The organism is Chryseobacterium sp. WG23, assembly GCF_024586575.1.
Lineage (GTDB): Bacteria > Bacteroidota > Bacteroidia > Flavobacteriales > Weeksellaceae > Chryseobacterium.
The window spans coordinates 40,516-54,300 of record NZ_JALCZE010000002.1 but is presented as its reverse complement, the minus strand read 5'-3'; the positions used below and the strand labels follow the sequence as shown (position 1 = coordinate 54,300).

General features: G+C 33.7%; 9 protein-coding genes and 1 CRISPR repeat array. Of the genes, 8 read left to right on the top strand and 1 reads right to left on the bottom strand.

Annotated features, from left to right (window positions below):
- Window positions 1-180 precede the first annotated feature (180 nt).
- The 8 genes from cas9 to MP477_RS02935 all read left to right on the top strand — a co-directional run bounded on the left by cas9 (window position 181) and on the right by MP477_RS02935 (window position 12,273).
- Window positions 181-4,473 (top strand): type II CRISPR RNA-guided endonuclease Cas9, encoded by a 4,293-nt coding sequence (gene cas9, locus MP477_RS02970; protein WP_257189086.1) that lies wholly within the window; start codon window positions 181-183, stop codon window positions 4,471-4,473.
- Window positions 4,474-4,477: 4 nt separating this feature from the next.
- A complete protein-coding gene (locus MP477_RS02965) occupies window positions 4,478-5,008 on the top strand; it encodes a DUF6155 family protein (RefSeq protein ID WP_257189085.1) in 531 nt (176 codons plus the stop codon).
- Window positions 5,008-5,901, top strand: a complete 894-nt coding sequence (gene cas1, locus MP477_RS02960) for a type II CRISPR-associated endonuclease Cas1 (RefSeq protein WP_257189084.1) — start codon at window positions 5,008-5,010, stop codon at window positions 5,899-5,901. Before MP477_RS02965 ends, cas1 begins: the two co-directional genes overlap by 1 nt.
- The gene (cas2, locus tag MP477_RS02955) at window positions 5,898-6,236 is read left to right on the top strand and encodes a CRISPR-associated endonuclease Cas2 (protein WP_034678328.1); all 339 of its coding nucleotides are present in this window, start codon (window positions 5,898-5,900) and stop codon (window positions 6,234-6,236) included. The genes cas1 and cas2 overlap by 4 nt, the downstream gene beginning before the upstream one ends.
- A 57-nt stretch (window positions 6,237-6,293) precedes the next feature.
- A CRISPR array of direct repeats spans window positions 6,294-8,315; the repeat unit is 46 nt; unit sequence GCTGTGACTAATCACTAAGATAATAATTTTGAAAGCAATTCACAAC.
- A 1,654-nt stretch (window positions 8,316-9,969) separates the two neighbouring features.
- Window positions 9,970-10,287, top strand: a complete 318-nt coding sequence (locus MP477_RS02950) for a helix-turn-helix domain-containing protein (protein ID WP_257189083.1) — start codon at window positions 9,970-9,972, stop codon at window positions 10,285-10,287.
- 242 nt (window positions 10,288-10,529) lie between these two features.
- A complete protein-coding gene (locus tag MP477_RS02945) occupies window positions 10,530-11,207 on the top strand; it encodes a YceI family protein (RefSeq protein ID WP_257189082.1) in 678 nt (225 codons plus the stop codon).
- Between the two features lie 143 nt (window positions 11,208-11,350).
- On the top strand, window positions 11,351-11,899 hold the full coding sequence (locus tag MP477_RS02940) for a type 1 glutamine amidotransferase domain-containing protein (protein ID WP_257189081.1): 549 nt from the start codon (window positions 11,351-11,353) through the stop codon (window positions 11,897-11,899).
- Window positions 11,900-12,012: 113 nt separating this feature from the next.
- Complete coding sequence (locus MP477_RS02935) at window positions 12,013-12,273, top strand: DUF1294 domain-containing protein (RefSeq protein WP_257189080.1); 261 nt, start codon at window positions 12,013-12,015, stop codon at window positions 12,271-12,273.
- A 9-nt stretch (window positions 12,274-12,282) separates the two neighbouring features.
- Here MP477_RS02935 and MP477_RS02930 read toward each other — a convergent pair whose 3' ends face one another.
- Entirely contained in the window at window positions 12,283-13,614 is a 1,332-nt protein-coding gene (locus tag MP477_RS02930) for a NosD domain-containing protein (protein ID WP_257189079.1), read from the bottom strand.
- Between the last annotated feature and the right edge of the window lie 171 nt (window positions 13,615-13,785).

The window sequence follows — 13,785 nt, the reverse complement described above, 5'->3', positions numbered from 1 at the left end:
AAGAAAAAAAGGCGAGTTGCCCCGCCTTGAATGTTTTCACAACGGAATAATCCTTATTGTGAATTGCTTTTCAAAATTATTAATACAAATATAGAAGAAAAAATCTTTATCATAATTATGGGAACCCGTAATTCGGATATTTTTTTTATTTCTATTTTTATATAGTATCAAAAATTAATAATGATGATTAAAAATATACTCGGATTGGACTTGGGAACTAACTCAATTGGTTGGGCTTTGGTAAAACAGGATTTTGAAAATAAACAAGGTGAAATTCTAGGGATGGGAAGCCGGATTATCCCAATGTCGCAGGATATTTTGGGTGATTTTGGTAAAGGAAATTCTGTTTCACAAACTGCTACGCGTACAGGATACAGAGGAGTCAGAAGGCTTCGTGAAAGATTTTTATTAAGAAGAGAAAGACTTCACAGAGTTTTAAATGTTTTAAATTTTCTCCCGGAACATTATGCTTCACAAATTGATTTTGTGAAACGCTTTGGAAAGTTCAAAGAGGAAACTGAGCCGAAATTGGCTTATAATAAAGAAGAATTTATTTTCAGGAACTCTTTTGATGAAATGCTTAGTGACTTTAAAAATCATCAACCTCAACTTTTAGAAAGTGACAAAAAAGTTCCTTATGATTGGACAATTTATTATCTCCGTAAAAAAGCGCTTTCTCAAAAAATTGAAAAAGAAGAATTAGCCTGGATTCTTTTGAATTTTAATCAAAAACGGGGTTATTATCAATTGCGTGGTGAAGAAGAGGAAGAGAACCCGAATAAATTAGTAGAATTTTATTCTTTAAAAATTGTAGATGTTTTGGCAGATGAACCACAAAAAGGAAAATCTGATATTTGGTATTCTTTGGGTTTAGAAAATGGTTGGGTTTACAGACGATCGAGCAAATTGCCTTTGTTTGACTGGAAAGATAAAACAAGGGATTTTATTGTCACAACCGATTTGAATGATGATGGAAGTATTAAAACCGATAAAGACGGAAATGAAAAAAGAAGCTTCCGTGCACCCGGCGAAAATGATTGGTCACTTGTAAAAAAGAAAACCGAGCAGGAAATAGACAAATCCCATAAAACTGTCGGAGCATACATTTATGAAGCATTACTTCAAAACCCGAAGCAGAAAATCAAGGGAAAACTGGTTCGCACTATCGAAAGAAAATTTTACAAAGAAGAACTCAAACAGATTTTAGAAAAGCAAAAAGAATTTCATAGTGAATTGCAGAGTGATGATTTCTACAGCGATTGCATTCGAGAGTTATATCAAAATAATGAAGCACATCAATTGACTTTAAGCAAAAAAGAATTCGTCCATCTATTTATGGAGGATATTATTTTTTACCAAAGACCTTTGAAAAGCCAAAAATCATCTATTTCTAATTGTACTTTGGAATTCAGAAAGTATAAAGATGGAAATGGAGTAGAACATACACAATTTTTAAAAACGATTCCGAAATCCAATCCGTATTACCAGGAGTTTCGCATCTGGCAATGGATTTCTAATCTTAATATTTATAAAAGAGATGATGATTCTAATGTTACAAAAGAATTTTTAAATACAACTGAAGATTTTGAAAATCTGTTTGATTTTTTGAATAGCAGAAAAGAAGTTGACCAAAAAGGATTGTTAAAGCATTTTAAATTGAATGAAAAAACATATCGTTGGAATTACGTTGAAGACAAAAAATATCCTTGCAACGAAACCAAAGCAATGATTTTATCGAAACTGGATAAGGTCGAAAATATCTCTGATGATTTTCTGACAAGAGAAATTGAACAAAAGATTTGGCACATTATCTATTCTGTAAATGACAAAATTGAATACGAAAAAGCATTAAAAACTTTTGCAGGAAAAAATAATCTGGATGAAAATTCTTTCTTCGAGGCATTCAAAAAATTTCCACCTTTTAAAAGTGAGTATGGCTCTTTTTCAGAAAAAGCAATTAAGAAGCTATTGCCTTTGATGAGATTGGGTAAATGCTGGAATTACGAAAATATCAATGGGCATTCAAAAGATAGGATTCAGAAAATTATTACCGGAGAATTTGATGAAAACATCAAAGATAAAGTGAGAGAAAAAGCAATTCATCTTATGACGGAAAATGATTTTCAAGGTCTGCAGTTGTGGTTGGCTCAATATATTGTTTACGGAAGACATTCTGAAGCATCAATGATTGGAAAATGGAATTCTACCGATGATTTGGAAGGGTTTTTAAAAGAATTTAAACAACATTCGCTTCGTAATCCAATTGTAGAACAGATAATTACAGAAACGCTTCGTGTGATAAAAGATATTTGGTTGAAATACGGAAATGGATCTAAAGATTTCTTCAATGAAATTCATATCGAGCTGGGTCGGGAAATGAAAAATACTGCCGAGGACCGCAAGCAAATTACTAATATGGTTACGGAAAATGAAAATACAAATCTCCGTATTAAAGCTTTGCTGGCAGAAATGATGGATGATAATTCAGTAGAAAATGTTCGTCCTTATTCTCCAATGCAACAAGAAATTCTGAAAATTTATGAAGATGGAATTTTAAAATCAAACATAGAAATTGATGATGACATTCTGAAAATCAGCAAAACTGCACAACCTTCTTCATCAGATTTAAGGAGATACAAACTTTGGCTGGAGCAGAGATATAAATCACCTTATACAGGGCAGATAATTCCACTAAACAAGCTATTCACGCCAGAATATGAAATTGAACATATTATTCCGCAAAGTAGGTATTTTGATGACAGTTTTAGTAATAAAATTATTTGTGAATCAGCAGTTAATAAATTGAAAGATAATTATATAGGTTTAGGATTTATTAAGCAGTTTGGAGGAACGATTGTTGAGTGTGGCTTTGGAAAAAGTGTAAAAGTTTTTGAAGCTGAAGAATATGAAGATTTCGTAAAAAAACATTATGCGAATAATGGGAGTAAAAGAAACAAGCTCCTTTTAGAAGAAATTCCTGAAAAAATGATTGAACGTCAGTTGAATGATACCCGTTATATCAGTAAATATATCTCAGGTGTTCTTTCTAATATCGTTCGACAGGAAGACGGAACAGATGAAGGCGTGAATTCTAAAAATATTATTCCTGGAAATGGAAAAATCACTACACAACTAAAACAGGATTGGGGGTTGAATGATATATGGAATGAATTGATTTTACCCCGTTTTGAACGAATGAATCAATTGACCAATTCAACAGACTTTACTTCCTGGAATGAAAATCATCAGAAATTTTTACCAACCGTTCCGGTTGAGTTTTCAAAAGGATTTTCAAAGAAAAGAATTGACCATCGCCATCATGCTTTAGATGCCTTGATAATAGCTTGTGCTACGAAAGATCATGTGAATCTACTTAATAATCAGTCAGCAAAATCTGATACTAAGCGTTATGATTTGAAGAGAAAACTGATGAAGTTTGAGAAAGTGGCTTACAACCATCCGCAAACTGGCAATAGAATCGAAAAAGAAGTTCCGAAACAATTTCTAAAACCGTGGGAAAACTTTACGGTTGATGTTAAAGACAGATTGGAGAAAATTATTGTAAGTTTTAAACAAAATCTTAGAGTAATTAATAAAGCCACTAATTATTATGAAAAATATGTAGAGAAAGATGGTGTGAAGATGAAAGAAAGAGTAGAGCAGACCGGAACCAATTGGGCAATAAGAAAGCCGATACATAAAGAAACCGTTTCCGGAAAAATTGATTTACCTTGGGTGAAAGTTCCGAAAGGAAAAATATTGACTGCAACCAGAAAAAGTCTTGATACATCTTTTGATGTAAAATCAATCTATTCTATCACAGATACAGGAATTCAAAAAATTCTTAAAAATTATTTAGAATATAAAGGAAGTTCAGAGTTTGCATTTTCGCCTGAAGGAATAGATGACATGAATAAAAATATCGAAAAATATAACGACGGAAAGCTCCATCAACCCATCAATAAAGTCAGAGTTTTTGAATTGGGAAGCAAATTTCAAGTTGGACAAACCGGAAATAAGAAAGATAAATATGTGGAAGCTGCAAAAGGAACTAACTTGTTTTTTGCAGTGTATGAAGATGGAAATAGAAAAAGAAGCTACGAAACCATTCCTTTGAATGAAGTGATCGAAAGACAAAAGCAAGGGTTGTCTGTCGTTGATTTAAAAGGAACAAATGATTTTTTCCTCTGCCCGAACGATTTAGTATATATTCCTTCGAGTGACGAACTTGAAAATAGAAGTAATATCGATTTTAAAAATTTTACCAAAGAACAAAATGAAAAAATTTATAAAGTTGTAAGTTTTTCAGGAAGCCAGATGTTTTTTGTAAGACATGATATTGCTGCATCAGTTGTTAATAAAGCAGAGTTCTCAACATTAAATAAAATGGAACGTGCAATTGATGGCTTAATGATTAAAGAGAATTGTATCAAATTAAAAATAGACCGTTTAGGAAACATTTCAAAAGCATAAAAATATGTCAAAAGCAGCATTAAAAAAAGAGCTTCAAAAGCTCACAAAAGATCAGATTATTGAACAGCTTTTAGATTTGTATGAAAAGAATAAAGCCGTAAAAGAATTTTATCAGTTCTACCTAAATCCTACGAATGAGAAAGAATTGGCAGATAAATATAAAAAACTAATTCGGAAAGAGTTTAATGTAGAAAATCCCATGCGGAGTACAGAAAAGTTTTCAGTGGCAAAACGTGCGATTTCTGATTTCAAAAATCTGCAGCCTTCTCCGGAATCACTTGCAGATGTTATGCTTTACTTGCCCGAAAGTGCCTGTGAACTTAGTGCTTTATTTGGAGATTTTTCTGAACAGTTTTACCACTCGGCTTTTAATAATTATAAATCAGCTCTTGAGTTTTTAGAAGAACACCATTTATTAAGGCAATTTCAAAACAGAGCTATGCAATGTGTAAAGTGGGCATCAAATTGTGGCTATGGCTTTGCGGATGATGTCGCAGGTATTTACTATGAATTTTATCAGGAAAACTCAGACTAATGATCACTCGCTCCATCTACATCGGCAATCCTGCTTATCTTAAACTTAAAGATGAGCAGATGTATATTTTGGAACCTTCCACAAAAGAAATGAAAGGTAAAGTTCCGTTGGAAGATTTGGGCTTGCTGATGTTGGATCATTTCCAGATTACGATTTCGCATCAATTGATTCAGAAAATGATGGGAAATAATGTGGTTGTGGTCAGTTGCGACAGTCATCATTTACCACACGGAATTATGCTGCCGCTTTACGGACACACTGAACATTCTGACCGGATCAAGGATCAGTTGGAAGCCAGCGAACCGCTCAAAAAGCAACTTTGGAAACAGACTGTCGAATGTAAAATTGAAAATCAAAAAGAGGTTTTAAAACGCTTAGAAAATTATTACGAGCCGATGATTGATTATCAGAATAGTGTTAAAAGTGGCGATATGACCAATATGGAAGGTATTGCGGCACAACATTACTGGAAATACCTCATCAGTCTGGATTTTCTAAGACAGCGTTTTGGAGATTCACCCAATCAGTTTTTTAATTTTGGGTACTCAGTCCTAAGAAGCATTGTCGCAAGATCAATTGTTGAGACCGGATTACTTCCCGTTCTTGGAATTTTCCATAAGAATAAATATAACCCTTACTGTCTTGCGGATGACCTGATGGAACCTTATCGTCCTTTCGTTGATTTATTAGTAATGCAATGGCTTGAAATCAATTCGGAAACTGAAGAATTAACTAAAGAATTTAAAGCTTTCATTTTACAGATTGCGACCAAAGATGTAAAAATAGACGATAAAACCAGGCCATTACTGGTTGCCGTAAAAACAACAGCCATGTCACTGTATAAATGCTATACGGGAGAAAAACGTCTGATCTCTTATCCTGAACTGATATGAATGCCGAAAGGTTTAATGCATACCGAATTATGTGGGTTTTAGTATTATACGATTTACCGACAGAGACTAAAGCCAATATGAAAGACGCCAACCGCTTTCGTAAATCTTTGCTTGATGATGGCTTTACCTTATTTCAGTTTTCAATGTATGTGAGACACTGTCCAAGCCGTGAAAATGCTGAAGTTCATATTAAAAGAGTGAAGTTTATGCTTCCAAAAGCCGGAAAAGTGGCCATTATGTGTATTACGGATAAACAGTTCGGAGATATTGAAATATTCTTTGCCAGAAATAAAGAAGAGCCACCACCAACCTTTCAACAGCTTGAATTATTCTAAATTTTAAATTCTAATTAATTAATAAACCCGTTGAATTTCAACGGGTTAAATTTTGAGGCTGTGACTAATCACTAAGATAATAATTTTGAAAGCAATTCACAACTATCTCAAGATAAACCTCTTCAGAGATGTAGCTGTGACTAATCACTAAGATAATAATTTTGAAAGCAATTCACAACCAGATCTCCGAAAGTCATATCCGGGAGCGCGCTGTGACTAATCACTAAGATAATAATTTTGAAAGCAATTCACAACAATGAGACGCAATAATATTAAAGACAACTTGCTGTGACTAATCACTAAGATAATAATTTTGAAAGCAATTCACAACAGTATTACTGGAGAAACTATTATCCCACCAGCTGTGACTAATCACTAAGATAATAATTTTGAAAGCAATTCACAACAGTATTACTGGAGAAACTATTATCCCACCAGCTGTGACTAATCACTAAGATAATAATTTTGAAAGCAATTCACAACAGCGTCCATGCTTGTTAGGGTTTGCATTGAGCTGTGACTAATCACTAAGATAATAATTTTGAAAGCAATTCACAACAAATTCTTTCTTTTCTAGTTTTTACTGCAGGCTGTGACTAATCACTAAGATAATAATTTTGAAAGCAATTCACAACGGAACAGTTCGACAGATCACTGTGGATATGGCTGTGACTAATCACTAAGATAATAATTTTGAAAGCAATTCACAACCGTAAACGAAAACACCGAACGACTGGAGCGGCTGTGACTAATCACTAAGATAATAATTTTGAAAGCAATTCACAACTGAACGTTTCCAGCGTTAGAAAACCGCAAAGCTGTGACTAATCACTAAGATAATAATTTTGAAAGCAATTCACAACAAGGTAATCACTCCCTTTTATTTCTCCGGTGCTGTGACTAATCACTAAGATAATAATTTTGAAAGCAATTCACAACACGCTGAGGCAATAATGTTGATTCTGGAATGCTGTGACTAATCACTAAGATAATAATTTTGAAAGCAATTCACAACCCTGCTTCGGTAGTATAAGTAAGTTTGCCCGCTGTGACTAATCACTAAGATAATAATTTTGAAAGCAATTCACAACATTTATTTGCAATTGTTGAAATATTATTTTGCTGTGACTAATCACTAAGATAATAATTTTGAAAGCAATTCACAACAGCAGTAAACACAATTTTAAAATCTTTTCAGCTGTGACTAATCACTAAGATAATAATTTTGAAAGCAATTCACAACCGGTATCGCTGATGTCAAAGACGACGGCGCGCTGTGACTAATCACTAAGATAATAATTTTGAAAGCAATTCACAACAAGTTAAAGATGTAAGCTACTTAGCATGACGCTGTGACTAATCACTAAGATAATAATTTTGAAAGCAATTCACAACAGTAAGTTCATTGTTATATTTTTTAAATTTGCTGTGACTAATCACTAAGATAATAATTTTGAAAGCAATTCACAACATAATACCAGACGGTAAATAAATCGGTCTTGCTGTGACTAATCACTAAGATAATAATTTTGAAAGCAATTCACAACACGCTTTACTATCAGTTAATAATTTCGATCGCTGTGACTAATCACTAAGATAATAATTTTGAAAGCAATTCACAACAGGGACTGAGGAAAACCTGTCTGAATTAATGCTGTGACTAATCACTAAGATAATAATTTTGAAAGCAATTCACAACTGTAGAAAAAACAAACAGAAGAAATAAAGCGCTGTGACTAATCACTAAGATAATAATTTTGAAAGCAATTCACAACTACACATGAAATTAAGTGAAGTGCCTTCCCGCTGTGACTAATCACTAAGATAATAATTTTGAAAGCAATTCACAACGGTGAACGAAATGTATTAGAAAATCTAATAGCTGTGACTAATCACTAAGATAATAATTTTGAAAGCAATTCACAACTGATTGAGTCTTTTTAAAATAGTCTCCCTTGCTGTGACTAATCACTAAGATAATAATTTTGAAAGCAATTCACAACTATTGATATAAGCGATGAGGAAAAGGCTCAGCTGTGACTAATCACTAAGATAATAATTTTGAAAGCAATTCACAACATATTAAGTCAATCTTTAATTGCGTTACGAGCTGTGACTAATCACTAAGATAATAATTTTGAAAGCAATTCACAACACAGAAGAAGACCGAAATCCAACAAAACTAGCTGTGACTAATCACTAAGATAATAATTTTGAAAGCAATTCACAACAGTATTACAAACAATATCATGAGAAAGCTTGCTGTGACTAATCACTAAGATAATAATTTTGAAAGCAATTCACAACTGCTCCTGCATGTTCATAAGGGGTGATTATGCTGTGACTAATCACTAAGATAATAATTTTGAAAGCAATTCACAACCAGCTGTAGTAAGTATAGTTGTTTTATCATGCTGTGACTAATCACTAAGATAATAATTTTGAAAGCAATTCACAACTTGGAAGAGATTTTGATAAATAGTATCTTTGCTGTGACTAATCACTAAGATAATAATTTTGAAAGCAATTCACAACCGTAGCGGTTAATCAGCTAATAAGAAATATGCTGTGACTAATCACTAAGATAATAATTTTGAAAGCAATTCACAACTCAAGAACCGTCTGCGCCAACAGGCGGTTTGCTGTGACTAATCACTAAGATAATAATTTTGAAAGCAATTCACAACCAACTGAAGGAAAGGTCCTTTTAAACTCTCGCTGTGACTAATCACTAAGATAATAATTTTGAAAGCAATTCACAACAAGTGTACGCAGTTCCGGAAAAAGCAACCGGCTGTGACTAATCACTAAGATAATAATTTTGAAAGCAATTCACAACTAAGTGAATGATCCTTAAAAACTCCGCAATGCTGTGACTAATCACGAAGATAATAATTTTTGAAAGCAATTCACAACACCATTAGCAAAAACATTCCAATCTGAAGTGCTGTGACTAATCACGAAGATAATAATTTTTGAAAGCAATTCACAACTAATAGTAATACCACATCGCTGAAGCAATTGCTGTGACTAATCACGAAGATAATAATTTTTGAAAGCAATTCACAACATAGTTATATATTGGCTTACCAAGTCATTAGCTGTGACTAATCACTAAGATAATAATTTTTGAAAGCAATTCACAACAGGAAGACCGCAAGTGCTGCGGCTTCGACGGCTGTGACTAATCACGAAGATAATAATTTTTGAGAGCAATTCACAACGGCTTAAGCAGGTGCCTGTTCTTTCACAGGGTTGTGACTAATCACTAAGATAATAATTTTTGAAAGCAATTCACGACGAAAAGTATGCTCGAACGAGCAAATATTTAGCTGTGACTAATCACGAAGATAGTAAATTTTGAAAGAGATTCGTTAATATCTATTTTTATAAAACCGATAAGCAAAATCCTGATACACGATTTTGTCTGCACTTTCTTTTATATGATAAGGGAAGATGGTGGGGAAATAACCTTTGTCCAGATGATTCCGCCATAAATCGTCAGATTTAACCATGATTGGTTATTGATCTAATATACTATTTTTTTTAATTCATAACTACGGGAATCCATAGTATAAATCAGTCCGATAATTCTAGTTTTACGAAAAATAAAAGAATTTATAATGAATATCTGTTACTAAAATAAGGATAAAGAGTATTGAAAATAATGACATGGTTTACTTTTGTACCTATGATTTTTATACTTATTAATTCAAATTTTATAAGACTCAAAATGAAAAAAAAGAAGTTACAGGCCATAAGAAAACAAAAAGGAATTACCCAACAACAGATTGCTGATATCCTTCCTACTGAAGTCTCAAACTACAGCAGGAAAGAGAATGGTATTACAAAAATTATCCAGAAGGAATGGATAAAGATCGCTAATTTTTTAAATGTTCCTGTTGAAGAAATTTATGAAGATGATCATAAAGAGATAAATGATTCTGGCATTGATGATGAAAATATTTATAGGTACCTATCTCATTTAGAAAAAGAAAATGCAAAATTGAGAAATAAACTCGAAATGCTAAAAATAATTATAAGTGGTTAGAGAGAAAATTCCGGTATTTATCAGACAATGCAGATAAGCACAAAAATGATTGATTTATAATAGTAATTCCAACTAAATCAAAAAGCTAAATGTTATAATTAGGGATTATAAAAGGGTAAGATTTTTAATAGATCATAATAAAAATGAAAAATTTCCATTTCTTGATGTATGTTAAGGAAACAGAAATAAAGTTTTTTTACTTTTGGAATCTTAAAATACAAACTTTTTTAAAACAGTTCAATATGAAAAAAATTAGCGTAATTGCATTAGTAGGAGTAGGATTGCTTGTGGCATCATGTAATAAAGGAAAATCTGCAGATACTGCGGCTACAGCTCAGGAGCAGACGGTTGCAGAAAGCAAAGGAGAAGTGTTGACAGTAGATGCTGCAACTTCTGTAGTAAACTGGAAAGCTTATCACAAAGGAGGTATGGCACCTCGTTGGGGAACACTTAGTGTAAAATCAGGAGATATCAGCGTTGATGGAGGTCAGGTTTCTGCAGGGAACTTTGTGATTGACATGAACTCTATTAAAGTAGATCCGGCTTCAGTAACAGAGAAGGATAAAAAACCGGCAGATCTGGAAACTCACTTGAAAACCCCTGATTTCTTTGATGCTGCGAAAAACCCAACTTCAGAATTCAAAATTACAAGTGTTGCAGATTTAAAAGAAGCCCCAAAAGATGCTGTAGCAGGAGCTAACAAAACGGTAAGTGGAAACCTTACTTTATCAGGAAAAACAATGAATGTAACTTTCCCGGCTAAAGTAGATGTAGTAGATAATACAGCTTCTATTCAGGCTAAATTTACTGTAAACAGAGCAGATTGGGGACTTAAATTCGGTACTTCAGAGGCAGATCCTGCAGAATGGATGATCAGCAAAGACATCGAGATCGGCATTGATGTAAAAGCTAAAAAATAATAAATTGACCAATAATAGAATACAGAGCTGCTTACTAAAAGCAGCTTTTTTGTATGCATATCTTTAACTTTTTTTAGCAGTCTATAACATACAGGCGGCATTATTTTTTCTCTTTATCAGGATAACCTTAAAATCGTAAAATCATGTCGAAAAAAATTGCAATTCTTGCCACCAATGGCTTTGAGGAAAGTGAGCTTAAATCACCGAAAGAATATTTAGAGCAACAGGGATGGACTGCCGATATTGTAAGTCCAAAGCCCGGTACCATTAAAGCATGGGCAGAAAAAGACTGGGGAAAAGAATATGAGGTAGATAAAACATTGGATGAGGCTGCAGCTTCTGACTATGACGCTTTGGTTTTGCCTGGCGGAGTGATTAATCCTGATCAGCTAAGAACAAACGGACAGGCACTATCATTTGTAAGAGATTTTTTTATACAAAATAAGCCTGTTGCAGCTATCTGTCATGGGCCGCAGATCTTAATCAATGCAAAAGTTGTGAATGGAAGGAATATGACGTCTGTGAATTCAATCAGTAAAGATCTGATCAACGCGGGAGCACATTGGGAAGACCGTGAAGTTGTTGTAGATCATGGATTGGTAACGAGCAGAACACCAAAAGATTTACCAGCCTTTAATGCTAAAATGGTAGAAGAGATTAAAGAAGGACAACATGCCGGACAGGGTTTGTAACCATACTGAAGCACGGTATAAAAGACCCGGTACTTTCAAAGCCCGGGCCTTTTTGTGTTGAAAAGAATGGTATTTATCAGGAGCAATCTTTTTATATTTGCTAAAAATTAATATTGAAAATAATTATCTGCCTGCTGATTGTAAATGTAGTCACGTTCTGTGTTTTTGGGTTTGATAAACTGAAGGCAAAGAAAAGCCAACGGAGGATTTCAGAAAATACCCTTTTAGGACTCTCACTTGTAGGCGGAATAATAGGAGCGGCCTCCGGAATAATCATATTTAACCATAAAACCTCTAAAAAATCATTCCTGATGAAATTTATCTTGGTGGTTCTTGTTGATCTTGTATTGCTTTACAGGTTTGTAAGACACTGATAGGATTTCTTATTGCAAAAGTTGATCGTTCAGTTTTTGATAACAGACCGTTCCCAGATTATCATTTGTTATAAAGTTGCCCATGATATTCGGAGTCATTTCAGATAAGCATTTATTGTGAGTTATCGTCGTTTTTAATCCGGTATCTGCTTTAATATCATATGCTTTAAAATTCTTGAAAGAATTTCCTCTTACTTCATCATAAAGAGATCCTCTTCCCATAATATTAATGCCTATAGAAGTGGTGTCGTTTTCAGGATGATCATAGAGTAAGAGGTCATTATCCACAATTTTGTTTCCACGTGTCAGTGCTGAACCCTGCGCATTATTATCCAGATATATTCCGTATCCCGGTTGGGAAAGAGCGATGTAATTGCTGTTGATATTCCAGTTATTGCAGTTTTCTGCTATGGTAATTCCACGATGTCTGCAAAAATCAATGATATTGTTTTTAAAATTAATCTGTGAGGCATTTTCGGCATAGATTCCTTCGTAGACATTGCAGATGATCGTATTGGTAATTCTCAATCCTTTTTTCGGGGAAGTGCCTTCAAACCAAATGCCTTTGCTGCCCGGGATATCATAATGGCCGTTAATCGTAATTGACGTGTTGTTAGAGATTTCATTATGGGCAGATAGCCCTTTAACATGGATTCCCACCTTACAGTTTTCGGCTTTTACGGTTTGAATTTGTGAGGAAGACATATCATTGACTTCTAACGCGGTTTGGTATCCTCTGATCGTTAGGTCTCTTAAAAGAATGTCATGGATATGATTTTCCAATGTGCCATTCACTTTAATTCCGGTGATGGTATTGGGAGATGTGGTGTACCATATGATATTATAAATTCCAAATCCCTCAAGAACCACTCCGGATGTATTGAGAATAATGCCGTCATTGTTGTTGGTGATCAGAAATGGAGGGAAGCTGATATTACTTTTCACAGAAGAACCTTTAATTTTAATAGCTTTATTGATCTGTAGCGGACTTCGGAGCATATATCTTCTATTGTCTAAACGTAAAACCTGTCCTGTTTCCATTTCATCGATGAGCTGCTGGATTTCACGGGAGTCATCTGTATTGCCATCGCCGTATACTTCCGCAATTCTTATAGAAATATCATGGGTAACAATTCTTTTATAATACACGGTAGACTCATCATTATTGATTTTGGTACGGTACAGATAACGGCCATTGGCAGGAACCGGTTTAGTCTGTTTTCTGAAATTAACAAGTTCCCCGCTGTATTGATCAATCAGTGTTACAATTTCTTTATCTAAATCAGGATCCTGAGAATCAATGAATTCATTAATGGTCAGTATGCTTAAATTATTTGTCATTTTTTTGTTTTTTTTAAAGAGATGAGTATTTGGGTGCTGTTTTATGGAAACAAAGGTAAAATTGACCAGCGTCAGAACTTGACGCAACATATTTTTTTCGTGATTATAAATGGGAATTATCTAAATTTCTCATTATGAAATTGTTAAATATTGCATAAACTTTTTAATTAA

What these genes read in the sequence shown, in the direction of transcription:
- cas9 (WP_257189086.1), top strand. Translation starts at nt 181, where the DNA reads ATGATGATTAAAAATATACTCGGATTGGACTTGGGAACTAACTCAATT.
- MP477_RS02965 (WP_257189085.1), top strand. Translation starts at nt 4,478, where the DNA reads ATGTCAAAAGCAGCATTAAAAAAAGAGCTTCAAAAGCTCACAAAAGAT.
- cas1 (WP_257189084.1), top strand. Translation starts at nt 5,008, where the DNA reads ATGATCACTCGCTCCATCTACATCGGCAATCCTGCTTATCTTAAACTT.
- cas2 (WP_034678328.1), top strand. Translation starts at nt 5,898, where the DNA reads ATGAATGCCGAAAGGTTTAATGCATACCGAATTATGTGGGTTTTAGTA.
- MP477_RS02950 (WP_257189083.1), top strand. Translation starts at nt 9,970, where the DNA reads ATGAAAAAAAAGAAGTTACAGGCCATAAGAAAACAAAAAGGAATTACC.
- MP477_RS02945 (WP_257189082.1), top strand. Translation starts at nt 10,530, where the DNA reads ATGAAAAAAATTAGCGTAATTGCATTAGTAGGAGTAGGATTGCTTGTG.
- MP477_RS02940 (WP_257189081.1), top strand. Translation starts at nt 11,351, where the DNA reads ATGTCGAAAAAAATTGCAATTCTTGCCACCAATGGCTTTGAGGAAAGT.
- MP477_RS02930 (WP_257189079.1), bottom strand. Translation starts at nt 13,614, where the DNA reads ATGACAAATAATTTAAGCATACTGACCATTAATGAATTCATTGATTCT.